The 24,606-nt window shown below is 60.0% G+C and carries 18 protein-coding genes and 1 pseudogene; 11 read left to right on the top strand and 8 right to left on the bottom strand.

Annotated features, from left to right (window positions below):
- Positions 1 to 438: 438 nt before the first annotated feature.
- Positions 439 to 2,667: a hypothetical protein gene (locus AC066Y_RS40720; protein ID WP_478278760.1), complete on the top strand. Its 2,229-nt coding sequence runs from the start codon at positions 439 to 441 to the stop codon at positions 2,665 to 2,667.
- Between the two features lie 892 nt (positions 2,668 to 3,559).
- Here the strand turns inward: AC066Y_RS40720 and AC066Y_RS40715 are convergent.
- A complete protein-coding gene (locus AC066Y_RS40715; protein WP_478278759.1) occupies positions 3,560 to 4,474 on the bottom strand; it encodes a hypothetical protein in 915 nt (304 codons plus the stop codon).
- Positions 4,475 to 5,637: 1,163 nt separating this feature from the next.
- Between AC066Y_RS40715 and AC066Y_RS40710 the strand changes: the two genes are divergently transcribed.
- From AC066Y_RS40710 to AC066Y_RS40695, 4 genes and pseudogenes are all read left to right on the top strand, one after another.
- Entirely contained in the window at positions 5,638 to 5,844 is a 207-nt protein-coding gene (locus AC066Y_RS40710; RefSeq protein ID WP_456718416.1) for a hypothetical protein, read from the top strand.
- An 88-nt stretch (positions 5,845 to 5,932) separates the two neighbouring features.
- A pseudogene (locus tag AC066Y_RS40705) lies at positions 5,933 to 6,297 on the top strand (Ulp1 family isopeptidase); the annotation flags it as partial.
- A 796-nt stretch (positions 6,298 to 7,093) separates the two neighbouring features.
- The gene (locus tag AC066Y_RS40700; protein WP_478278758.1) at positions 7,094 to 8,386 is read left to right on the top strand and encodes an ABC transporter transmembrane domain-containing protein; all 1,293 of its coding nucleotides are present in this window, start codon (positions 7,094 to 7,096) and stop codon (positions 8,384 to 8,386) included.
- The gene (locus AC066Y_RS40695; RefSeq protein WP_478278757.1) at positions 8,383 to 8,889 is read left to right on the top strand and encodes an ATP-binding cassette domain-containing protein; all 507 of its coding nucleotides are present in this window, start codon (positions 8,383 to 8,385) and stop codon (positions 8,887 to 8,889) included. The genes AC066Y_RS40700 and AC066Y_RS40695 overlap by 4 nt, the downstream gene beginning before the upstream one ends.
- Before the next feature lie 690 nt (positions 8,890 to 9,579).
- Here the strand turns inward: AC066Y_RS40695 and AC066Y_RS40690 are convergent.
- The 5 genes from AC066Y_RS40690 to AC066Y_RS40670 are packed head-to-tail and all read right to left on the bottom strand — an operon-like array spanning position 9,580 to position 16,308.
- The gene (locus AC066Y_RS40690; protein ID WP_478278756.1) at positions 9,580 to 10,749 is read right to left on the bottom strand and encodes a Wadjet anti-phage system protein JetD domain-containing protein; all 1,170 of its coding nucleotides are present in this window, start codon (positions 10,747 to 10,749) and stop codon (positions 9,580 to 9,582) included.
- 2 nt (positions 10,750 to 10,751) lie between these two features.
- Positions 10,752 to 13,256: an SbcC/MukB-like Walker B domain-containing protein gene (locus tag AC066Y_RS40685; protein WP_478278755.1), complete on the bottom strand. Its 2,505-nt coding sequence runs from the start codon at positions 13,254 to 13,256 to the stop codon at positions 10,752 to 10,754.
- 19 nt (positions 13,257 to 13,275) lie between these two features.
- Positions 13,276 to 14,187 (bottom strand): ATP-binding protein, encoded by a 912-nt coding sequence (locus tag AC066Y_RS40680; RefSeq protein WP_478278754.1) that lies wholly within the window; start codon positions 14,185 to 14,187, stop codon positions 13,276 to 13,278.
- A complete protein-coding gene (locus AC066Y_RS40675; protein WP_478278753.1) occupies positions 14,184 to 14,822 on the bottom strand; it encodes a DUF4194 domain-containing protein in 639 nt (212 codons plus the stop codon). Before AC066Y_RS40675 ends, AC066Y_RS40680 begins: the two co-directional genes overlap by 4 nt.
- A complete protein-coding gene (locus AC066Y_RS40670; protein WP_478278761.1) occupies positions 14,812 to 16,308 on the bottom strand; it encodes a Wadjet anti-phage system protein JetA family protein in 1,497 nt (498 codons plus the stop codon). Before AC066Y_RS40670 ends, AC066Y_RS40675 begins: the two co-directional genes overlap by 11 nt.
- Positions 16,309 to 17,106: 798 nt before the next feature.
- On the opposite strand from AC066Y_RS40670, the gene AC066Y_RS40665 reads away from it, so the two are divergent.
- Positions 17,107 to 17,706: a DUF6088 family protein gene (locus AC066Y_RS40665; protein ID WP_050420737.1), complete on the top strand. Its 600-nt coding sequence runs from the start codon at positions 17,107 to 17,109 to the stop codon at positions 17,704 to 17,706.
- On the top strand, positions 17,699 to 18,556 hold the full coding sequence (locus AC066Y_RS40660; RefSeq protein ID WP_478278752.1) for a nucleotidyl transferase AbiEii/AbiGii toxin family protein: 858 nt from the start codon (positions 17,699 to 17,701) through the stop codon (positions 18,554 to 18,556). The genes AC066Y_RS40665 and AC066Y_RS40660 overlap by 8 nt, the downstream gene beginning before the upstream one ends.
- 264 nt (positions 18,557 to 18,820) lie before the next feature.
- Here the strand turns inward: AC066Y_RS40660 and AC066Y_RS40655 are convergent, their stop codons facing one another.
- Entirely contained in the window at positions 18,821 to 20,152 is a 1,332-nt protein-coding gene (locus tag AC066Y_RS40655; RefSeq protein WP_478278751.1) for an MFS transporter, read from the bottom strand.
- A 1,202-nt stretch (positions 20,153 to 21,354) separates the two neighbouring features.
- Here AC066Y_RS40655 and AC066Y_RS40650 point away from each other — a divergent pair.
- From AC066Y_RS40650 to AC066Y_RS40640, 3 genes are all read left to right on the top strand, one after another.
- Positions 21,355 to 21,657 carry a hypothetical protein gene (locus AC066Y_RS40650; RefSeq protein ID WP_478278750.1) on the top strand — a complete coding sequence of 101 codons (303 nt, stop codon included), beginning with the start codon at positions 21,355 to 21,357 and terminating at the stop codon, positions 21,655 to 21,657.
- A 119-nt stretch (positions 21,658 to 21,776) separates the two neighbouring features.
- Positions 21,777 to 22,031, top strand: a complete 255-nt coding sequence (locus AC066Y_RS40645) for a helix-turn-helix domain-containing protein (protein WP_478278749.1) — start codon at positions 21,777 to 21,779, stop codon at positions 22,029 to 22,031.
- Complete coding sequence (locus AC066Y_RS40640) at positions 22,031 to 23,338, top strand: type II toxin-antitoxin system HipA family toxin (RefSeq protein ID WP_478278748.1); 1,308 nt, start codon at positions 22,031 to 22,033, stop codon at positions 23,336 to 23,338. The genes AC066Y_RS40645 and AC066Y_RS40640 overlap by 1 nt, the downstream gene beginning before the upstream one ends.
- Before the next feature lie 286 nt (positions 23,339 to 23,624).
- Here the strand turns inward: AC066Y_RS40640 and AC066Y_RS40635 are convergent, their stop codons facing one another.
- Entirely contained in the window at positions 23,625 to 24,044 is a 420-nt protein-coding gene (locus tag AC066Y_RS40635; protein ID WP_478278747.1) for a hypothetical protein, read from the bottom strand.
- A gap of 264 nt (positions 24,045 to 24,308) precedes the next feature.
- Here AC066Y_RS40635 and AC066Y_RS40630 point away from each other — a divergent pair, with 264 nt between their 5' ends.
- Complete coding sequence (locus AC066Y_RS40630; protein ID WP_235999867.1) at positions 24,309 to 24,425, top strand: hypothetical protein; 117 nt, start codon at positions 24,309 to 24,311, stop codon at positions 24,423 to 24,425.
- The last annotated feature ends 181 nt before the right edge of the window (positions 24,426 to 24,606 follow it).

Genomic DNA, 24,606 nt, shown 5'->3' with positions numbered 1-24,606 from the left:
TTGCCCGCTCCGAACCGGGATCAACCCATCACCGCGCGCCGGCGGCGTCAATCATCCCGACCGCGCTATCCAGAGCATTCCGCGCAAGTCAAGCCCAGGCACCCGTGATCCTCTCGTGACGCTCACGTCCAGTTCGTGTGAACGCACCACTGGTCAGGGGCAGGATGATTACGGATCGCCTCGCGGCCGGTACTGTCGCATTCGGCAAAGCAGATCACGACCGGGACAGGTCAATCCGCGGTCATGTGCTTCAGCTGACTATCCAACTCACGCGGTCATCCCCGCACTTCAGCAACACAGGAGCTGCGACGGGAAATGAAACCACAGGCGACATACGCTTTTTTGCGCATCCCTGGAGAACGCTCTTGGTCAGCTACTCGTCAGCCAAGCGGTCTATCCAGACAGGCTGCACATCGTTGACTTAATCGGAGATAAAGCATGACGGGCATTGGCCGATCCGGGAAATCGCACGTTGGGGCGGCAGCAGCTGACAGCACCGGGGAACTCGGCGTCGTCTCTGGGGAACGCAGTCAATCCTTCGACGCCGTCGTGGAGCGGATGCGCTCCGGGCCTGAGGAGCGGGCCGTGCCGCTCGCGAGCCAGCCACCAGATTCAGATGTGGTGGCGCCAACGCGGCACGAGATCAACGCAGCAAGGCAAAGATTGGAGAGTCTCCGTGAGGAGCTTGAAACTTGTCGTCGAGCGGCCATGCGCGCCCGGGACTTGCCCGAGGCGCAAGAGCTGATCGACCAAGTCGTCAGGGCAGGCTCAGCAGCTCTGGAGTACTACGCCGATCTGCCCCCAAATTTGGCGCGTCGCATTCTGCCCGACGATCGGGCCCGCCTTCTCCGCGATGACGTGCTTGACGCAGCCACCCAGTGTAACACCGTGGCCAGGCAGATTGTTGACCAACTGGAGAAGAAGAGAAAAGAAGCGTTGAGATGCCTCGAGAGGTTGAAAGGCACCGCAACGCCCCACCAGCTGAGCCGCTCGGTTGCAAGCGTGGCGGAACATTATGCGGCCCACATGGAGTGGTGGGGAAAGAAGACACTGCGCTTGGAGCGGATGCAATCCGTCTGCGCAGCTACTGCGGACTTGCCAAGCGCTACGCCCGCGATGCGCAAGGCTGAAGAGGCCGCACTAAGGCTACATACCGGCCATGCGCTCAATACGAAGTGCATGTATCTGCAAACCCGGATAGCTCTCGCGGAACTCTTGATTGACTCGCAAGCGAGCACGTTGGAACCAGACGCGCACGAAACCCTCATGGACGAGAACGGGCGGGTGCGTCTGCTCGGGACCTTCATCGAAGATGTTTTTCCAGCATTCGTCTCGACCGGCCATGCCGTTCTGAACAGCAACGGGGCACCGCTCGACGCCGAGCATCGCACCGTTCTGGAAGGTGTCATGGAGCGGCTTTCGGAATTCGCTTCAGGGGTGAGTTCCATGGTTGCCACGCTGAGGGAAGCCGGATCAGGAGCTGACCTTCCGTTGCAGTTGCTGGACCAGATCGTGGAAAGTGCGTGGCTTACGGCGAACGAAGTCATGCGGTTGCTGGCAGTGCAGCCAAAGTTGGCAGCCACAATTGAACCGCCGGCTTGGGCTGCGCTGCCGGAAAATACCGCCATGGTGGGCGAAAGCGGCAGAGCGCGCAGAAAGGGCAAAGGAAGGCGCGCAGCGGCCGCAGGCGAGGGGAGTTCGACGGCGCCCCCGCCCGAGCCGCAACTCGCCAGGCCCGATGCGGCCACGGCCCCGACCGGCAAGGTTATCGTGCTCTCGGACCTCGGTACAAAAAAACTCGCGACCGCGGAGGAGGCACGCGCGAGCGCGTCACCCTCTGCTACCGAGCACCTCCAGATGTGGCAGGCTCCGCCCTCCAGGAAAGCGCTGGCGGGATTACTCGAGCGACTGGACGAGCTGGTGCAATTCGATCTGCCGGCTCAGCAAAGTGCCATCTCGCAAGCGCGCCAGATGAAGCCCGAGGACGCCGACCACGTCTTGGATCTCGTCAGCAAGCGCTTGCAGACGCAGGCTGCCGAGATTGAGGCCTGTGTAGTCGCGCTGGAGGAGCCTCGCCGCCGGGGCCTGCTCACGCCGGTGCAAGTGCCCGAAGTGCACGAAAAAATATTTCGGCTCAAGGCGATGCGGTCCGAGGTGCAGGGCCAGGCAAACTCATTGAACGTGCGAAAGGCGGCAATCACCAGCGATTGCATGAAGACCTATGCGTTTCCGTCGCAAAGGTACCTTGAACAATTGCGGGCGACCGGGGAATTGGCGCCAATCGATCCACCGCGCGCCTTGCAGGGAGAGCCAGGGAGGCTGTTCGAGGTCAAGCTGCAGCCCAAGGCGCTGAGCAGTGGTGCGAGGCCAAGCCCGATGTGGGTGCACATCCATACCAAGCGGCCGGTACATGCCTGGCAATTGCCAATGCTGGGGGACCGTGACTTCGCCGCTTGCCACGTGAAGTCCGACGAACAGCGCGGCTATAATCGGCACTGGCAGAACGCTCGAGCCGCCGAGGGGCACGACAACGTCGTGATCCACCGCGGCAAGCTCACACCTGCGTTTTGCAAGTCACTGTTGAGCACCGCAGCTGGCGGCCAGGCGTTGTACCACCTTTCCGATGCTGGGCACGTGTCAGCGCAGATGGGGCGACTGGGAATCTAGTGAGCTTCTTGTCTTGCGGCAGCATGCCGTTCGATGGCAGCTTTCATGCCTCCAGGTCGGCTCGGCGGATTACCTGAGCCGCACCGGGCTCTTCAGGTTCCACCTCCCCAACGGATGGAGCTCGGAGGAGAGAACACGCACCAAATCCACGAGAGGCTCGTCGGCCGGAGAGCCGGATCGTTTTCGATCACGGGCAAGTAAGCTCTCACTATGAGGCCATTGGTGGCGCCGAAGATCGGCGCGGGCACGAAGCCAGCCGCTGAGCGCGGCAGCCGGAGAAACATGTGCGTGATCCCGAAGACGATACGGCCGGATGTCGTCGCGCTCGTTGCGAAAGGCCTGCATGTGCGCCGCCAACTGACAAGTATGCTTCGGATGGTTGGCATGCCAAAAGAAAACGATGCGCTCTGGTTTGACGAATCGACTTCGCAATGCACAATGAGCCCGCCTGTCCGTTTGCTTCACTTGGATAAGGCGACGAGAGCCCCAGCATCCCGGCCTCCAGGCCCCCAGAAGGTGCTGGGGCTTTTCGTTCTTCCGAGTGTCCCAGCCGGTGAGGGCGGAGCTGCTTCTCTGCTGATCCTGTGACGGCCACGACCGCGTCGGCGTGGCGGGAAGCTCGTTGTGCTTTGCTGGCATTTGCTGACTCGAGCGTGGAGCTCTGGCGACTATAACGGGGCCATATTGGCCTATCGGCGAGCGAAATGCCTCGCTTTCCTCCGACGACAAGTGCGACGAATTTGAAGACGGTACAGATCTCGGCGGACACTTTGATGGTCGGCGTGCGCTACCCGACCAACTCCCCGCTGGCCACTCAGATCAGGCATTATAGATGCCGCGGAACGCTACTTCCGAGCAGCGCGACAAGAGATGTCGCGCTTTCTCGCACCCTTTAGCCCCAGCCTCTCGTCTCTGACTTTCTGTACGGATTCGATTCGCTAGCGGTCCGATAGTCATCCAGATTCCCGCCCAGAAATAGTACCTCGCGCTCCTCGGTTGGGGTATCGCTCACCCATGCAAGGTTGGGTTCATCATTCTCAGTCCCGTCCTCAAGGATACTGACGGTCTCTTCGGCCGTCCAGGTGGTGACCCGTGGCACCGTGTAGGAGTGCAACTCGTTCGCGCTTTCCGCAATTGCTTTGGCGCCATACTCGTTGTCATCGTCCGGCGACAGGAGCAGTTGTGAGGCCTCCTCGGACAGTGATACAAAAGGCGAAGAACAAGTGTCCCCTCTCATGTGCGCTGCCGCTGCGCGACCCAGATCAAGTTGTTGGCCTCCCCAAATATTCCAGGGGGCGGCGTCATAACGCAAAGCCGCCATGGAACGCAGATGGTCCATCGCGCTTGGACGGTCCAGTACATGTGGCTTGCAATGGCTGGCGTGATTTTGAAAGCGCTGCAGCTCAACGTACGACGATGCCACCACCTCGTCGTAAACGCGGCCACTATCGACGCCGCCGGCTGATGGCCCAGTTGCTTTTGACCATCGTGCCGATTTTTGCGCCGCGAGTTCGATTTCTCTTCTGAGTTCCGCAACGGTTGCGCAGGTCAGCGTCGCGGCAAGCCGAGAGCGCGTCCTGATAAAGGATGCAGCTGCGCACCGTTCGTTCCCCTGAATAGCCTGCGCTCTCAAATTACCTTTCGTGTCAGTCCGGGACGATCCGGCCCCGGCCACCTCTGATGTTTGGAGGATTAGCTGAGGCTCTCCAAGCCGCTGCTCAAAGTCTGCTTGCCCCCCTTCTTCCTGTTGCGGCTCGACGTAATTCGTAAAAGCCGCAGACGGGCCGATATTGTCAAACGGGTTCATTCCATTTTCCCTTTGGCAGCCTTGTCGATATCAATCGGACAAGTTGATCCGATTTGAGCGAGTCGCGAGGGTCGGAAACCGAGACGTGCACAAACGGCTATAAAACGGAAGCGGATCTGGTTCTCGACGGGGCGGTATGTTGAGGGGATCCAGCTCCTTCTTCTGTTCCAGATTATGAGCCCATCAAGCCCAGCCTTGTCCGGATAGAGATGGTATCATGCTAGAGGGTTTAGCTGTCGATCAGCTGATGAGTTTCATTGCTTGAAGAATATCCAGCCCTTGCGACTGTGCCGACCGTCCATTGTTCATCGCAGAGCTGACTTTGGCGAGATGGCGCCATCGTCGCTAAATCCGGCAGTGCGAAAGGCCGGCAGACGCAGCCCGGCGGAGGCGCAACGATCCTGAGCTTAAGTTGCGTAAGGAAGGCTGCCGAGGCAGGCTTGCATCGATCGTGAATCGATGTCCCGAAAGTGCCGCTCGAGACGCGGGCTCTGGTCCGAATAGCCGATCTTGTCACAGCCGTCGGGCTCGTGACCGCTTGGGGTTGCGTGGGAAGCAGATTGTGCTCTGCAAGGAGTCCTGACGGAGCGCGAGGATTCGCGTGGGCACGCAGGGCATTGGTGGCGAACAAGACCAGCGCGGCGCAACTTCGAGCTAGGCATTCGCAACACACGGCGAATAGCTTAAGCTTCCAACGCTAAGGCGCTGCGACCGAGACGTTGAACTGCCAGCCGGACTTGGCACTACAGCCGAGCAAGCCTTGCGGTGTGGTCTGCAGCGCAGCCGTAACAAAGAGGAACCAGAGCGATCCCCATAATCGTCGTATCGGCCGTGAAGAAATCGCTTATTCACAAATCGCGAGGGGACGCGGGGGTCGTCGGGAAACCCGCGCGGTTCCAACCATTGCAACGCACAGTGTGCCATGATCAACAAACGAGGGTGCTTCGATTGCTTCGACAGCTGCATCGATAGCTTCGATGGCTGGGCGAGAGCTCGAGCATAAACGGCTCCGCTGACTCCGATTGACTTAAGGCGAGGTCCTGCCGAGATATCCGAACGTATCCATTCCGTAGATAGACCCAATCAAGAAAATCAATTTTACCACTTGCGGTGCGGTCATATAGACGTGATGGACGGGCTGGGGCTAGGGAAGCGACTCTAGAATGAAAAAATTCGTGGTTGTGACTGCGAGCGCCCTCGCGCTTGGAACGGCGGCGGTGCCGACCTTTGTTGCTGAGGTTGCCGCCCAACCGGTCGCCACCAAGGTGCAGGTAGCCGATACGTCATATCCTCAATGCGCGGATGACCCGTTGGATGGTATCTGCGACTTATTTTTCTGTTTGACCGATCCGTCGTGCGTGCAGCACTAACGACGGAAGACAACCAAGCATAGAACGAGGATAGAGGCACCGGCCACTCGCTGGACAGCGGCCGCGTCCTCCTCCTCCTCCGGCCATAGCCGATTTCCTGTTCTTGCCGGTGAATGATGCTAGCGCTACAGACCTCAATCGCCGTGGCTCCCATTGGTCGTTTCTGCTGGTGGATCGCCGCGTTCGAGGCCGGCTGGTTGCCTATCACTATGACTCAGTTCTAGGATATTAGGATATAATGACAGACTCGCAGCAACGATCGCTGAACGAGTCGGGGCCAACCTGCAAGACGCGCCCATAAGCCAGCAGAGGAATGAGTATGACTGCGGCGTCTTCGTGGTTGATGGCACCCGGGCACTGGTCAGTCGATTAGCGGCAGGTCCGCAGCCAGACCTGAACCTTAGGAACCTCGTCGTCGATCGGCGCGCACTGCAGAGCCGTCTGAGAGGCTGAACGCGGTCTTGACTCGCCGGCGACTCGGCGCGTCCCATATGAGGCTTCGCCTGGTCGAGCTGGCTGGATCTGCTCTTGGTGACGCGGCCAGCCGGTCTGTGAGGAGCACTGTGGACAGGAAAAGAAGTGCGCTGGATCGCGTCGCGCGTGCGAGCATCCCGAGCAACTCCGAAATTGGTCCGCCAAAGGCAAAGAGGCAGGCGGACGATGTAGGCGGACGTCACTACTCGGTGTTCCCGATTGAGCACACCGGGTGCCATACTTTCCAATATAGCCGCGAACTTCAGAACGCCCGAATACATTTATCTCGCCCTAAGCCTCCAAGGCTCGCCTGCCGGTAAAGATCAAAACTTACCGAGCACATGTGTGCGTCCGGCTCTGTTCAAAGGCCAAGCCAACTGCGATTTGATCAAAGCCGTTGCGTTCCTGTCTCTGAAGCTGTTCAAGTTTCGCCACCGGAGCTTTGGGATCGCGCGGATAAGGACAGGGTGCTTAACAACGATTAGGCAACGCGCACTGCTGAGGTCCACTTTGTCACCAAGGCCGGGACGAGATTTAACCGCGGCTAAAATCGTTGAGTTAAAACGTCCTGCCTAACGTTGCCTCGGCGCGCTTCAAGGTGGATCCCATAGCGCTCCGTCGAGTTCGCAATCGCCAAACAAGAATCGCAAAATTCGCAGCTGGCGTTTAGCCATCCCGCCACAAAACACGATCTCTCATGTGAGAAGGCGGACGACAACCTACCAGCCTTGGTGAGTTGATGACCGTGCTGGATCGATTGATTTGAAGCCAAGCAATGGTAAACGGAAAGTCTGGCGAGTCCCTCATCGAGCATCTTCATGCGATCGCATGGAATCATCGTGCGAAAGGGCTATGTCGGCTCTTTCAACCTAAGCAAAGCCAATTCCTCTATCCGCTAGATATGTCGAACGGCAGCACGTTATCACCGGTTTCCGAAATTTTGCATGCGTACTGGCGCTCCGACCGGTGGTTGCTTCTCGTCGTTGTCGCAGTAGTGCTGATCTCAAGCGCGACCAGCGTCGCAACGCCCTATGTATTTTCGTGTCTCATTGACCGTCTCCCGCGCGAGGAAGACATGTCGGTGCTTGCGTGGGGGGTCGCAGGCTATGCGGTCCTACTTGGGGTAGCCTCCGCATTGCAGCGCATGCTGCAGTATCTGTCCTTCATGACAGCCGAGAACCTGGGCTTCATCGCTGCAACGGGCTTCTTTGATCGCATCCTGAGGAAAACCGCAGCCTTTTTTCTTGAGCACAATCCCGTAGAAATACAGAATGCGGCCGCGCGCGGGCGCAGCGCCCTGACGGCTTTGGTCCAGCTTGGGATCGGGGTCTTCATCCCTGCTGCAACACAACTTCTACTTACGTTCGTTATTCTCGGCGCGCGCCTCAATATCCAGATCGCTGCAATCGTCGTCGTCTATGGGGCAGTCCTGATTACATTGACGTGGAGTTCCACGCGTCGGGCGTACGTGTTCCTGGAACTAGCCAGAGAAGCCGGACAGGACAATGCGCGTTTCGTTGGCAACGTCATGAGCTCCATGGACACCCTGCGCTATTTCGGCAGTCATTCCTGGATGAGCCAGCGCTTTACGATGACGGCGCGGGAGGTGCGTGATAACTGGCGCGCCTATGTGTTGCACCGCGTTGCCTACATCGCCGTGCTCGGCTCAGCCGTCGCGCTACAATTTGCGGTCACGTTTCTCCTTCTCATACCTGAATACCAGGTCGGGGCGGTCACTATCGGGGATATGGTGCTATTCAACACGCTTTTACTCCAGCTCAATATGCCATTCGAGATGGTTGCGCGTGCCATCTCTGACGCGGCGCGGTCGCGAGCCGACCTCATCCCTCTGGCTAGACTATGGGCCGCACCCGAAGAGCGGCGACCATCTCACGCTCAAGATTTCACGCCCTCCGGTGGCCAGCTCTCTTTCGAGGGCGTTGGTTACGCCTTCGACAACGGTCGTGGCGTTACGAACGTCTCGTTTGTGGCTGGGCGGGGTGGGATCACCTTCCTTGTCGGTGAATCGGGATCTGGAAAATCGACAATCTTTAGGCGCTCGTCTTGAAATCGATTGAACCGGACCGCGGTCGTATTCTGGTAGATGGAACCGATATAGCGGGCATCGAACGCGCGGATTGGTATGCCGCAGTTGCTGTCGTGCCGCAGGACGTGATGTTGCTCAATGAGTCGCTAGCCGACAACATCCTGCTAGGGCGGCCCCGCAACGAAGTGCGCCTTCGTGCTGCGTCGGAAAAAGCCGCTATTCTCCCCTTGATCGAGGCCTTGCCTGAAGGATTTGATACAGTCGTTGGAGAACGTGGTTTGAAGCTTTCCGGCGGAGAGCGCCAGCGTATTGCTATCGCCCGCGCGCTTTATGGCGAGCCGGCGATCCTTCTTCTTGACGAGGCCAGCTCCGCGCTCGACGAAGAAACCGAGCAGGACATTATGAACCATATCCGTACGCTAGCCAAAGATGTGACCGTGCTGGCGATCACTCACCGCAAGGGCGTCGTTTCTACAAGCGACGTCGTGTTCGACCTGACCGACTGCGGTTTGTCAGTGACATAGGCGAAGTGAATGATCGGCCCGGCGCGTTGACGCCGCACAGAAGGTGCATCGCCGGACGAGATGCCTTCGCTGTTCAAGGAGGTACCCACGTCATAGAGAGCATCCTCGGCATCTATGATGGAATCGGGGCCCTGTGCTCCGGTAGACGTGAAGTATTCCAGGGTGCCGATTGCCAATCTGCGACGCCAGGCGGCAGGGGCGGGCGTAAGTTGGCGATCGGCCGGCTTGCGGTCGGAACAGGCTCCTTCGTCCTGAATTCAGGCTGCACCAGACGGAATTCTGCGCATATGTGTCGCGATTGATGAGCTCGTCGACAAGGTAAGACATCGCCCCACTACCCATTACTTGCGTCCGGACGGCAACATCGGCCACGATGCCTTCGCGGGCATTGGCGAGATGGACATGGTCCTGCGCCGTCACCCGGATCGCAGGCGCCGCCCTTGCACGCATGCGCTTGACCACGAGGGTGGGTATGCAACTCAGGAAAAAGGGTGGACGCGATCTCGTCCGGAGAGCAGGCGGTGCTTAGGGGCGTGTCGAGCGCGTGCCGACGGCGTTTTTCGATCCCGGCAAGCAGCCGCCTTACTCATGGCGTCCGCTTTGCCGATCACAGGTGTTGTTCAACCATCGCCGGCCGAGATCCTTGAACTGCGGACGGCACGGTGTCGGCCTCACACCGACACGGATTTTCTAACGAAGCTCTGGCAAAACGGGATCGAGTTCTTCCTGCTCAAGCGTCTTGGCTCCATCTTCTGCCAGGTACGCTGCCAGCCGCGCGATACCGGACTCTGGTGAGCATCTGGCGGGTGCGGATTTTTTGGACGGCACTTGTCCCGAGCGCTCGGCAATTTCGACGCTCATCAGGTGGGGGCGGATCGGTCGGCCGATGGCGCGCTCGATGGTGTGGAATATCCAGGTCCCGTCGGGATCGATGTCCGGCCAATGAAAGATTGGCGTCTGTTCGGATACCGACCCTGCGATCATCCGCAGCGCCTGCTGGGTGGCGAGCGAGGGGTAACCGCCGACGTACATCGTCGTTCCCAGTCGACCGGGATCCGCCTCGGCGATGTGCCGGTTGAAGCTTGCGAAGTTTTCGATCGTCAGAATGTACGCCGGCGGCTCCCGAAAACGGACGCGATCTGCTTCCTTGGGAGTGATTCCGAGATAATGTGGAGAAATCCTGGAGAGATCGGCTCCCTCGAGGTTGATTTTTCCTGCGACCAGCAGCGGTGGCGCGAAGCGTTCCAGTCCAATTGCCCGCAGTGCCTCGCGAGGCCGCGCGCCGGGCGGAAACTCCAGGATACCGCTCAGGAGCCGCACGACCGCACCCTCGGTGCGTTCGAGCGTCTTGCTGTGACCCACCGTCCGTCGCGAGAAGGTCTTGTAGTCGACGTCGAGATGCTTGTTGTCCAGGATGGCCTGGGCGAGAACGAAGGCGTCGCGCAGCATCTCGACGTCGGACGAAGCGAATCCGTGCCACGTCTTCCCCCGTCCCCAGACCTCGGCGATTTGGGAAGCGCTGTTCTTCAGAGAGTCGCGCAGCGCCGATCCGGCGGCAAGCCTTGCCGCAGCGTCCTGTGCAATCCGCGACGCGGGGGTGCGGTCGAGATGTCGGTATAGGATCTCCGCCGAGGCCAGCCGCACGTGTGCGACCTGATCCCGCTTGACGCCTCGGCCCCAGCCAACGGACACCGCGCCGGTAGCTTCGGCTTCCCTGATCTGTTTGAGAAAGGCGTCCGCCGCGACGACCGAGGCGAAGGCGGCATAATCCGGGTGGGCGATCGGGCTCGCGGCGCCGGCCTCGAAGCGATCGAGCAGGTCATTCAAGAGGCCGTTCGCGTCCGTGAAACGCCGCGCCATGGCTACTCGGCGGCCAGACGGCTGGCGAGCTCATCTTCGGACATCAGGTCCGGATCGATGGCCATCAGCTCGCGCTTGGCCTTCTCTTTCAGTTGCACCACGGTGGCTCTGGACTGCTCGCCAATGCGGTCCACTTCCACGATCGTATCCATGTGCTCGAGCACGGCGACCCGCTTCTCGAACGGCGCCGCGATCACGAATTGGAGTCCGAGATTCTTATAGAAGCTCATCATCTGCCGCTGGTTCTTGCCATCCATTTTCGAGAAGGCCTCGTCGAACATAGCGAGAGCGAAGCCGGCGGGCTTGCCCGTACGACGCTCGGCGCTGCCGTAGACGCCGGCGAGCGAAGCGCCGATGGCGACGTAGATGGGGACCTGCTGTTCGGCGCCCGATCCGGTGCCGCGCCGCTGCTCCCAGCGGGTCGAGCGGCCGGTAGCGACATCCTCCATGTGGATCTCGAAGGTGTAGAAGTTGCGGTAGTCCTCAAACTGGGTGAAGTCCTTGTCGGGATCCTCTAGCAGCGCCTCGAGTGCAAGGATCGTATCCTTGTGCGGGAAGTCATCGGGCACATCGCCCCGGAACAGCATGTCGAGCGCCTCCGGAGAGGTCTTGGCGATCTCGATGATCTTCAGGATGGGCTGGAATTCCACCACTTGGGTGCGATGGAACGAATATCTCTCGTTGTGGAAGGGATGTGCGCAGAGGCTACGGTTCAACGACTTCAGTTCCCGCTCCATCTTGCCGATCCGGGCCGTGAGCGCGTTGATGAACTCGCCGCGGAGCAGCGTCGAGGCCTTTTCTGCCGCTTCTCGGGCCTGCCGTTCGTACTGGCGCAGCTCGTTGGACTCGATATCCGAGATGAGCTGCTCCATCCAGGGCTTCACCTCGCGTAGCGGCTCGCTTTCGGCGCCAACTTGCGAGCTCATCCCGAACTGATCGAAGTAATCGTAAAGGAGCTCGCGGACCCGTCGCTCGATCCGGACGCGTTCGACGTCCGAGGCGTCGGCATCTTTAACCGCCTTGTCTGCGATGGCACGGTGTTTCTCAACAAAACCGCCTTTTGCTGCGGCATCGAGGCGCTCGCGGTAGACGAGCCTGCCTTTCGCGGCGGAGTAGAGCGGGAAGGTCTTGCGGTAGATCGACCGGGCGACCCGGAGGTTGAGCTCGGAGCCCGGCACGTTCTCCCCATCTCCGAGCCTCCTCTCGGCCGATCTGAGTTCGCCGTCATGCTCGCCAAATGCCTTCTGCTGGGTCTTTCTCTCGTCGAGCCTCTTGTCCTTCAGCTTCTGCTGCGCTCGCTTCTTGTCGCGAAGGCCGCCATCGCCCGCGCCGTCGAGTGCATCGAGTCTGGCATGGGCTTCGCCGATCTCGGTCTGCGCGGCCGCGAAGGCCGCAGCGAAAGCCTTCAGGTCGTCACGCCCCTCACAGATGTTCTTCAGAGCGGCAAAGGCCTGCTCCGCGGCTTGGGCCTCCTTGCTCTTGTCGGCCAGGAGCCGATCCAGTTCCTCGGCCTGATCTTGCAGGGAGCGCAGGGCGTTCGCCTGGGCCGCCTTTCCGATCTTGTGCTGCGAGGCTTCGATCCAGCGATGCGTCCTGACGAGTCCATCGTCGTAGAGGCCGTCCTTCATGATGGCCCGGCCGGGCTTATTGAACTGATCGAGCGTGTCGGTGAGACGGACCGTGCCGTAGCGGCGCATGATGAACGCCATCGCGTCCGGATCCTGGCTCCGGAAGATGGAGGGGAAACTGCCCCGCTCCGGCTTGGCCCGGAACTGCTCGAGCTTGTTCAGGCTCACGAGGGATGCGTGGCGAAACTCGCGGCGGCCTTCCTTGAACATCGCCGTGGCGGCGCTGATGTCCACTCTGTCCACGAACACCGCCTCCCGGTCGCGGCCGAGGAGCGCCTCGGCGGCCCCCACCCATTCGGGTTCGGCGACTTCGATGATGTCACAGAGCACGCGCGGGGCCATTCCCTTCTGCCGGAGCCTTCGGCAGAGGAGTTCAGTGTCGTCGCCAAGATAGGCCCGCGCCCCTCCGGAGGCGTGCTGTCGGACCCGTTCGAGCACCTCGTCACGCCGGACTCGCAGCCCGGAAAGCTCCGCGATGATCGCCTGACGCGCTTCGTCGATCTTCGGCAGCCATTTCGTACCGCTGGTCGCGAAGGATTTCTCGGCCGCGGAGAGCTCGTCTGAGACGCCCGCTATGTCTGCCCCGACGGCGGCGGTTAGAAGACGCTCCAGCGCAGGGACGAAGTCTTCGAAAGAGTCCGCACACATCGCCCGGAGCGGATGCAGGCGACGGATGTTATCCAGGCGTGCCTTAAACTCGGCCGAGGCGCGGTGCGCCGCCTGCGCGGCCACATCAGCGCTCTGCTGCAGCGACTTTCTTCCGGTCTTGGCGTCGTGCTCGGCGATCGCCGCCGTCAGGCGTTCGATCTCGTGATCGATGGCCTTGACGTCCTCCTCGATGAATTCGAGTTCTTTTGCTGCGGCATCTCGGCGCGCCATCTCGGTACGCCTTTTGGTCTTAAAGTCCAGGTTGATCGCCCGCGCCGCGAGCCAGGCCGCGCGTTTGGAAATCCACTCCTCCCTGAACTTGGTCTCGAGCGCCTCTTCGAGTGCGGCGAGAACCCCCCGGAAGTGCCCTCAGAGCTTCGAGTCTGAGGCGCATTTTCCGGATCGTTTCGCTGATATTGCGGTAGGTCTGGATCGACTCGCGCAGCTCCTTGATCCCGATCGGACTGTCCTCGAGGATATAGTTCCGCACGAACTGCGTGGCCGTCTGGTTGTGATCGAGCGTCATCGCATTGACGATCGACTTTTGCAGGGCGCTTGCGTTCTGCTCGCCGAAGGGCGAATGCGGCAGGAGATGGCGCATGTACTCGCGGACGTAGTCGCCGGCCCGATCGCGGTGGTTGACGAAGTTGCCTTCGCCAACCGTCGCGACGATCCGGGCGCGCACGTCTTCCCACTGCGCCGGGAACTGCAACTTCCCTCGCTGTTCGATGAAGTCCTTGGAGCTTAGAACGGCGCCGACGGTGACGAACAGCGCCAGCACGGTTTCCCTGCTGTCTGACTTCCGCGCCTCGAGCGCCATGCCGATTGTGACCGGCGGCCGCGCGCCTTCCGTGTCTTCAAAACCGAGCGCGATGTAGGTGCGCGCCTCGTCGCGCCGGCGCTGGTCCTCGCCGAGCGTGCCGAGACAGTAGTCGACGACGCTGCGCTTCGAGCCACTACGCGACTTTCCGCTGTCGCCGGCGACCGCGTTCAGGCGTAGGAACCGCCGGCTGCCGCCGGTGAGCACGACTTGGGCCATGTCGAGGATCGTCGATTTGCCGGAACGGTTCTCGCCAAGCACGCCGACGTGCCCCGTCACGTCGATGTCCGCGACGTCGAACAGGTGCCAATTCACCATCGTAAGGTGGCGTAGCTCCATCATGCCTCGTCTCCCGCGGGCTGCGGAAAACGGGCCTCCTCGCTGCGCACGTAGCGCTCGAGCCGTTGCAGCGCGTCGCCGCCGCTGATCAGCTTGATCATCGGGCGGATCCTGACCTCGCAGTCCCGCTGCTCGTCGTCGAAGTCGCCGATCTCGACAAGGCTGCGCTGGGCAGCCTCGCGCAGAATGTCGCGGAAGCGGGCGGCCGAGATCGCGCCTCCGCCGCCGTGTTGCGCCATTTCGCGGTAGCGGTCGAACAAGTCATTCAAGGTGGCGACCACGACGGCCCGGTCTTCGACCGCTCCGACGTTCACCTCTTGCTGCCAGTACGCTGCCAGCACCAAAATGACGATGGTTTCGTCGAGCTTCATCCGGGGCAGCGGCACGTCCTCGTCCATGGCGACGATGCCGGCCCACTGCGACTCCGGATCGCGATGGATGCGGTATCCGCAACTATCGAAGAAGCCATCGACCACGTTGCGGAAGCGGCCGTCCATGATCATGTTGTAGACGGTTCCGGTTCTGGGATCTCCCGCGAACACGAACTGCCGCCGCAGCAGGAAGTGCAGCGCTTTGCGGAGGTCGGCCGCCTTTTCCGCACCGAAGGAGCGCTCGACGTGTTCGAACTCACTGAGCATGGAGCTCCTCCGCTTTCCGGAGCCTGCCGGATCGCCTGACTAGGAAGTTCGCGCAACGCAGCCATTCGCTGTCGTGTGGCGGCGTGTCTGGGCGCGGCTCCAGATCGAATCCGGCCGCGACCTGCGGCGGAACCTCGCCCGTCAGCGCATAGCGGCGGGCGCAATCGAAGGCGAGGAAGTCGTCTACGGTGTCGATTTCCATGAAGCGAGCTTCCTTGGTCGCGAATGGCGGCACCTGGCCCTCAAGGAATCGTCTGACATCCTCGGGCCGGGGCGCGATGCGAGCGATGTACTCGAGACGGAGCTTCTTCCTCAGCTCGTACAACGGGTCCGAGGGCGGGCCGGCGAGCTCCTTCGCCTCGACCGGGCGGCGCGGCTGCCTGGCTGGCGCCTGATGGTGCTCCGACCAGGGCGACCGCAGCGGCTCGATACTCCACTCGACGGTCGCCCTGTCGTGCCTGCCGTCTCGCAGCAGAGCGTCCAGCCGCCGCACCAGGTCGCCGGCCCGGCCGACGAGTCCTTGCCCGCCGCGCTCGGCGTACTTGATGGTGTTGCGGACCCGGGCTTCGAGCTGCCTGCGGAAGGCCTCGATCCGTTCGAACATCTCGCCGATCTGTTCGAAGATGTTTTCGATTGCGAGCAGATCGTCGGCCGCCGCCATTCGACCGTCCTCGACGTCGGCGGCCATGCTGGAAGCGGTGTACTCCTCGGCGAGGACCTGCATGGTGTCCGGGGTGTAGGAGATTCGCCGTGCGAGATCGACGATGGCATCGCGGAAGCGGTACGGATGGTTGACGGTGAGGATGGACTCGAAATCCTTCAGCAGGAGCTGGTCGACGAACTCCTCGAAGAAGGCTTCCAGCCGGGTAGCCACTGTCTTCGATTCCATGACGGTCCGTCGGATCCGCTTCAGGTCGGCCAGAATGGCTCGCAGACTCTTGGTAAACTGGTCGGCCTGGTTGCGTGCTTCGCGGACGGCGAGCGCGGCTTCGCGCTGCTTGCGGTCGGTGATCTCGGGCCTCAGCTTTTCGACGGCTTCGAGATTGAGGCGGATCTGCACGATCAAGCCGCCGAACCGCTGCGAGAGATCCTTATTGAGGCTCGCGAGCCGCTGGATCACGAGCAGCGGTCCCATTGCCATGTCGACCGTGACACGGAGCCCGTATTCCTCCTCCTCAAGCCAACCCCAGGCGAGCAGCCGCGCGTAGAGTTGCCGCGCCAGACCGAGCGCCTTGTCGCCCTTCTCGGACGCGAGCGCGACGTCGGCCTTCCGGATACGGCGGCGACCTGCCGAGATCATTTCCGGCAGGGTGCCGAAGTCATCGCCTTCGCTCCAGAGGGCCGGGTTGGCGCGCATGACGTCGTAGATGGCGTGGACGACCTGCTGCGGAGTTGGGAACGACGGCGCGCCTGAAAAGAAGCGTTCAAGGAGGTCGAGCAGACAGGCCGCGTACAGGTGCTTGTGATCGCGCCAAAAAAGCCTCATCATGCAAATGACGGAACAAGGACAATCGCTACCACTCCTGAATCGGCGCCATCCAGAGAAGGGGCGCGCTGCCCTGCCCCTAACTTCATGATCTATTGGGGAAATACTTCAGTCGAGATGCATCGCGAGGACTCGCAACCAGAAGGGTTTGTTCGCTGTATGTTCCTTTATAGCTTGCCGAAGGGAAGCTGTCGAGCCTCAGGGCTCCGTGCCGGCACTTTGAGGGAGGGATGGGTCTTCGGAGAAGGCCTTTCTAAGAACTTCGGCAAGCTATGTTGAGACAAAGCCCCGCTATTCGGCCGAAGTAGGCGCGGAGATCTTAGGGAAGAACTATTGAGGACGGAAGCCTCCGGGCTGACGGACGAGCAGGGCTCCGTTGAGTATCCAAGCCGGGCGTGGTGCTAAGGTAGTCGCGATCTGTAGTTTGTGCCCTGCTAACCGCTGAAGTGTGCAACGGCCAATCTTTCAGTGTGCGTGTTCTTCGATACCCAGCACCCATAATAGAGTGTTCAAGGGAGAGTCGGAATCGCGCTCGCGATGTCCGATCCCACGTTTTTTCCTGGCCCTCCACGCCGCGCTTCTGCCGCCTCTATCTCGTTTGCCGACGGAGGGCTCGAGGATTGAGCCCAACGTTCGATGCCCCGAGCAATGAGACCCTTCACGCTCACTTGCCGTTCTGATTTTGGCCCCTGCTAAGTAATATCAAGCAGCGGATAAGTTATTGATTTTTATTGTGTATTATATAAACCTTGCGCGTTGTCAGAAATTGGCTTATGTTTCTGACAACGGAGGGAAGCCATGCAAACCGTCGCCGAGCGTATTTTGAGTTACGCCCAAGCACTTCCAGAAGGCACTTTGATCGGTGCTAAGGAAGTTTTGCATTTGGGAAGCCGTGCTGCGGTCGATCAAGCTTTGAAGCGTCTCGCCAAACGCAACGAGTTGATGCGTCTTGCCCATGGGCTCTACGCTCTGCCAGTGAAAACACGTTTTGGCATACGCGCGCCGGCTGCCGAAAAGGTCATCGAAGCGCTGGCTTCCACGCACGCGGAAACGATCGTTCCACACGGAGCCGCGGCCGCGAATAAACTTGGTCTCACTACGCAAGTGCCGACGAAGCTCGTCTATTTGACCTCCGGTCCTGATCGTCAGTTTCGTCTCGGAGCACAGACGGTTGAGATGCGGCATGCACCGCACTGGATGCTTCTGCCGACAGACTCGATTGCTGGACAGGCAATCCGGGCTCTTGCCTGGCTCGGCGAGCGAGAGGCGGGCGAGGCTCTTAAGGTATTGAAGCGCAAGCTGCCCGACGACACTTTGCAGGATCTCGTCGCGCTGCGTCGCGCGATGCCTCCGTGGATGTCGAAATCCGTCAGCCAATCCCTTCTAAATCATGGCTGAACTTTACCTGACGCTCTCTCGTGACGAGAGGCTTGAGGCACTTGGCGTCGCCGCCACCGCCTCAGGCCGCCCGGTCCATCTTTTGGAGAAGGACATCTGGGCCGTTTGGGCCCTGCAAGGACTCTTTGACTCTGAATTGGGTGAGCATCTTGTCTTTAAGGGAGGTACGTCCCTCTCTAAAGGTTACGACGTCATCGAACGGTTCTCGGAGGATATCGATCTCACTTACGATATCCGCCGGATCATTCCTGAGCTTGCCACGGGCGACCCACCCATACCCGCTTCGCGAAGCCAGGCCGACAAGTGGACAAAGCTTGCGCGCGAGCGGCTCACCGACTGGGTCAAAGACAAGACCCTTCCTGTCCTACAGAAACACGCAGCAGCTACAGGAGTCGACGTCACGTTCCGTGTTGAGAACGATGTCACCTATGTCGAGTATGAAAAGCTGATCCAGGGCTCGGACTATGTTCCGCCCTGGATCAAGCTTGAATTCGTTGCGCGCTCGACCGGTCAGCCGTCCGAGACGAGAGAGATCACCTGCGATGCGGCGAAATCCCTGCCCGAACTCGAGTTTCCTGTAGCGACCCCAAAAATCATGCTTCCCAAGCGCACCGTTTGGGAGAAGGCAACGGCCGTCCACGTTCTTTGCGCTCAGGGTATCGCGGGCGATCGTGTGTCGCGCCATTGGTACGATCTCGTGAAGCTCGATGATAAGGGATTTGCGCAAGCTGCCTTCGATGACAAAGTGCTGGCGCAGGAAGTCGCCGATTGGAAGAGCAAGTTCTTCCGAAAGATCGCGACGGCAATGTCATCGACTATCACGCCGCGGTATCCGGCAAGCTTCAGTTAGTTCCCGACGAAAAGATGCGTAAGGACCTTGAGGCCGATTATCAAAAGACGATCGACGCTGGATTACTTCTCGGCGAACCTGAGCCGTTTGAGCAGCTCATGAAGCGCTGTGAAGCTCTGCAGCGGTGCGCAAATAGTAAGTAAGGCCGGTTGCTGGAACGGACGCTTCGAAAGATTTCCGACGTATAGAAGCTGTGCTGAGAATTGCCGAAGATGAGCCCCAGCACGCGCTGCTGCACGTTGGAAAAATAGCGCATTCGCCCCGCTATAGCGGGCTTTGCTTGTTTACGGCGCTGTTAATCTTGAGCGGTGCCGTCTCCGGCATCATGAGCATGGCAAGGAGCCCAGCCGCGCTAGCGAGAAGCATGTACCAGGCGGGCGCCAGCGCGCTCCCGGTAAGATAGATCAGCCAGGTGACGACTGGTTGAGCTGTGCCTCCGAAGATCGCTATCGCAAAAGCGTAGATGATCGCGAAGGCGCCACCACGAATGTTCTTGGGCAAACCTTCGGCCATGCTCACATAGAAGGCGCTGTACGGAATCGTTCCGATAAGTGTGAGCGCGCCGAGACCCCCGAGAAGTGCGAGGGCACTGCGGCTCTCTGAGATCCAGAAGAACACCGGATAGGTCATCAACAACGCAGCGATCTGCGGCCATATCATGATGTGCCGGCGGCCCGCGCGGTCTGCGAGCCCGCCGCCCAGCAGCGCGGCAGCAATTCCTAGCGTATTGCTAACGAGCGTCGTGCCAAAGGCGAGAGGCGCGGAAACTTGTAGGGTGTTCAGTGCATAGGTGGTCATATATCCCGTGACGTAGGTGATGATCGTGCAACTGGCCAGGACGACGAATCCCAAGCTCATAATACGGCGAGTGGCAGGCAATCTTCTTACAGGGTGAACGCCCGGAGCCGGCGCTTGGGGCCGGTGCAACGTTTCGGGCAAGCCGCTCCGCAGCCAAAATCCGAACGGCAGCGTAACGGCGCCGAGCAAGAGCGCGATCCGCCATCCGTACGCGTTGAGTGCCTCGCTTGTCATGGTCAGGGAAAGTATTTCTCCAACAAGCGCCCCGGCCGTTGCAGCGATCTGTTGGCTGGCAGGCTGAAACGAGACAGCAAGACCGCGCCCCTCGACCGGCGCCGCTTCCAGCAAATAGGCAGTTGTCGGACCAACCTCACCGCCGAGCGCGAAGCCTTGCACCAAACGCGCGACAATGACCAGGAGCGGAGCAGCAGCTCCTATTGTTTCGTATGAGGGGGTGAGCGCTAACACAAGGATCGCGGCGCTCATCAGGACAAAGCTGGCGGTCATCGCGGGCCGGCGTCCGGCCCGATCCGAATACGAGCCGAGCACGATGGCCCCGATCGGCCTGGTCACAAAACCCGCGCCGAAGGTTGCGAGCGACAGCATGAGGCTGGCGAACGGGTCGCTTGCCGGGAAGAACGCCTGACCGATCTGGATGGCGAAAAAGCTGTAGGTCCCGAAGTCGTAGAATTCGAGAATATTGCCGATCGTTGCACCCAACACGGCGCGGCGGGTCAAGGGTTCGTCTGCCGGAACGAGGACCGGCTCCGGTTTCCGCCGAGTAGATTGCTTGCCCATCCTCGATCCGTCCGAGGCACGATCACCGGCCTGATCACTTCGAAGCGAGGTCGAGCGCATTGCACTTCATTTGCTCTGCACGTCATCTAGCTTGATGTGGGCTGGACCCGCGTCCCCGTGCTCTACATTCCTGACGCATGCCAGGACGAAGCTCACGAGTGCAATAAGAATGCCTGCTTCTTGCGGCCCGTTCAAAGCTTGAGCTGATCGCGGCAATCGCCGGCAAGATGAATAGGCGCGCTGCAATTGTTGGGCGCGGCACTCGTTGTGCTTCTGTGCATGGCGAGTTTACGACAATTTGGTGGGCACCGAACAGAAGGCGCCTGTTTTCACACAGATGACCGCGCATGCACGCAGGGTTCAGCCGGCGCGCGTATGCGCAAAGGATCAGGCAATTGGCCCGGCTTTTGTTCCACTGCTTACCAATTGTGTGCGGCCACCTACTTTGTCGGGATTGTCGCTGCAATGCAACGCCTGCTGTCGCTGATGCCGCCGCATATGCTGATTTGGCGTTCAAACAGTTTAGAATGTGCTCAAACTGCTCATTGACGAGCAAGAGAACCTTGAGGGCGCTGCGCAGATCGCCATTACACGCGGTGACGACCTCGTCTATGCGCCAGCTCACCGAGTATGCTGTCTCGGCCTCGGGTCACGATTACTCGCGCAAGACATAAGGTTCTCCTCGCCGGGGCACTCGCTGAAGCGGTTCGGCGGTCAGCCGCCGTCGCTATCGCTGCCGCGTCAGGTGCGGCTCAAAGGCCGGTGCCGCCGGAGCGCCACTCTCCCCGAGGCTTTGGAAATACTTCTATTCCCAAGCCCTGCGCGCCTTTTGTTCTATAAAGCATTGTATCGCCGCTGCCGCAGCAGCAGCTTAGGGGCGTCGCCCCTCAGCGCGGCGCAAGGACAGGCCTTCGGTTTTGGCTCCCCCCACGGTCCGCGGTGCCCCAAAAAAGTTGTTCCAACTTCCTTCAGCCCTTACGCCTTGCACACCTCGCTACGCGCTGCGAGGCAGGGGTTATGGCGGCTTTTTTGCTGCGCACAAACTCAGCTTAAGGAGAAAAACAACAGAACCAAGACCTCCGCCGCAGCCCGTCGTGATGGTGCCGCGCGGCAAACTTAAGAAGTCGCCCAAGAATGCTTGTAAGATGCCAAATTCGAAAGGCTGAAGTCGAAGCTCTCGCCGCCAGTATCGCATCCTCGGCATGCTGCAATTTCCTGTCGTCGAACCCGAACCCAAGGACAAACCGACCGGCCACTTTCTGGTCAATGCGGTTGAGGGACGCTGTCTCGCTCAGTTGCTTCGGGCCAAGCGCAAGGAGATCAAGAAGGACGAGCAAGCCGCATTTTCGATCCCAACAGCAGATGAGTCTTTGCGACCATCTGGCACGACGGATAAGCACGCCTCGAGTACGCCAGCATTGATGGCGGCGATCGATGACATTTTGGAATGTTGCCGAACACTGACTTGCCAAGCACCACCCCGCACGCCCCGCAATCGAGAATAGCCGATACACGATCGCGTATATCTGTTTCATATACGCTTACGCGTATATCACTACGATATACGGATTCGCGTATATTGACGATATATACGGATTCGCGTATATTGAACGCGGAGATTCACATGACGCAGCATATTGCTCGTACGGAAAAGCAACTCGGCGCCATTCTACGGCGAGCCCGCCGACAGGCCGGACTTACTCAGTCAGGCTTAGGAAAGCAGATCCATCTGCGTCAAGGCACCATATCCCGACTGGAAGCGGGCGAGCCTGCCATTCAGCTCCGCACACTCATGGAGGCGCTGGCCGCGCTCAATCTTGAACTGGTGGTCCGTACCCGCAGCAAGGCCACCTCGACTGACATCGAGGACATTTTCTGATGGGCCGGCCTCCAGCAAACGCGCCCCTGAATGTGTTCGTCAACGCACGCCTGGCAGGCATGCTCCGGCGCGAGTCCAGCGGTGCGATCGATTTTCGTTACACTCCGCAATGGCTCTCCTGGGAATCGACCTTCCCAATCTCGCTATCGCTGCCCTTGCGCGAAGACCGCTATATCGGCGCACCTGTCATCGCCGTGTTTGACAACCTGTTGCCCGATAGCGAACAGATACGCAAACGAGTCGCGGAGCGGGTGGGGGCAAAAGGTACTGACGCCTACAGCATGCTCTCTGCACTCGGGCATGATTGCGTTGGTGCACTCCAGTTTCTTCCACAGCGTGTCGATCCTGGACCTGCCGGTACGATCGAAGGGAAGGCTGTCACCGACCGCGATGTCGCCGCCATCATCAAGAACCTTGCGAGCGCTCCACTTGGGATGGGGGAAGACGACGATTTCCGGATTTCCATCGCTGGTGCCCAGGAGAAGACCGCCCTGCTGCGGCGAGATGGCAAATGGTACAAGCCGACTGGTACCACGGCGACGACGCACATTCTCAAACCGCAAATCGGTCGTTTGCCGAACGGGACCGATCTCTCGAACAGCGTCGAGAACGAATATTTCTGCCTTAAGCTGCTGGCCGCGCTTGGCGTGCCAACGGCGAACGTCGAGATCGCCGATTTTGGTGGTCGCCGCACGTTGATTGTCGAGCGCTTCGATAGGCGCTGGACCAATGATAAAAGGTTGCTGCGCCTTCCTCAGGAAGATTGCTGCCAGGCTCTATCCGTACCCACCACCCGGAAATATCAATCGGATGGCGGCCCCGGCATGAAAGACATCCTGCAACTGCTCAAGGGTAGCGATGAACCGACCGAAGACATCGCGACATTTTTGCGGGCCAGCATCGTGTTCTGGCTCATCGGCGCAACCGACGGACACGCCAAGAATTTTAGCCTATTCCTGAGCCCCGGCGGGCGCTTCCGACTCACGCCGCTTTATGATGTCTTGAGCGCGCAACCAAGCCTCGACGCCGGACAAATTCAGCGCAAAGCTTTTAAACTTGCAATGTGGGTCGGCAAAAATCGCCACTATGGAATGACTGATATTTTGCCGCGTCATTTCCTACAGACCGCCGAAATCTCCGGCGTTGGGCCGGCCGTAGTCCACGCAATCTTTGAGGATCTCGTCGAAAACTTCGAGGCAGCCTTTGCGAAAGTGATAAAGGGCCTCCCCAAGGGCTTTCCCAAAGAATTGGCAGACTCGATAAGAGTGGCCGCTATTCGCCGCATCGGTCTTATAAACGACCGTTGACACTTTCAGCCTAAGGGGCTGCGTGCGAGCGGGCCAGCGCTGGCGGTACCAACACCGGCACCGGCAGGATGAGGATCGTCGGCGTCGGTATCAATGTCGACAGCGCGATCATCGCGCCCATGATCGCCGTCGGCGGCGCCGGCGCCAGAATTGCCGGAACGCGATGATCGGCGCGCCGATGATGATCATGGTCACCAGCAACGCCAGCCCCGCGCGCTCCAGGGTGTTCCCGCTACGATGGCCCGATCGCTCCAGAGGAGCTCGATTCGGGCCGCACTTGAGATATTCAACGAACGGGCTGAGTCTCGCTATTACGGGCTCGGTTTCCGAACATCCAGGCCGCCTTGCAAGCTGAATCGGCGACATCTCCGATCACATCGCAGACCAGCTTAAGGCCGCGAACAGGCTGAGAGCAAACGGCGTAAGCGTTGAATAGGTAGCTGCGATGCAGCAGGCTATACTTCCTCAATCTGTAAACATCGCCGAGCTTGACGTTAAGTTCCTCGAACGTTCGTCGCTGTTTGTCCGTCAATTCCATGTCCACAACCTCCGCTGTCCAACCTTCGGGGACAGCGGTGAGCACTAATGTCGAAGCCTGGCTCGGTTTGGCGAATGCGATCCAGATTCGCTGCTCTGGCCCGTCCGCCGAGACATTGTCTGCCGTCACGGCGACAACAGTAAAGGAGTTGCCAAAGGACTCTGCCATGCTCGTACAAGACAATGGCGGACGGCTTTGTTCTATTGGAAGCGCCGGTCGCGTTGGGAGCAGCAGCACTGAACCGAATCCAGTACGTCGCGCATCTCGGCAAGGGCTTTTTCGAGCGAGATGCCTGGCTATCGAGGCAGGCGAGATCGAAGGCGCGCTCACGCGCATGTGAGCGCCGTCGGCCGTCTTGCTTTCGTCATCAGCATACAGAATGTGTGAGACCCTGGAGGGCAGCCGCTAGTGATCGAGGGGACCGGCGGGCTCATGGAGCCGCTCAATTGCGGTTCGCTTTACATTGATGTCTTGGAGAGATGGCGACTTCCTGTCGTGCTCTGGGCGAGCACAACTTGGGAGCGATCAATCGTTCACTGCTGTCCATAGACGCGCTCCGACGACGCCAGATCGACATTCTATGGCTTTCGTTGTCGAAACTAGGCCCGTCTTATTCGTCAGAGGCGCCTGAGAGGCTGGCGAGCGTGGTGTAAAGCGCTGATGCGGCGTAGGATTCGGTTGCAAAGCCAACCCCATCACCTTCAGCCGCGAACACCACGCCCGCCATGAC

The organism is Bradyrhizobium sp. USDA3010, from assembly GCF_056429065.1.
This window is presented reverse-complemented; position numbering and strand designations above follow the sequence as displayed.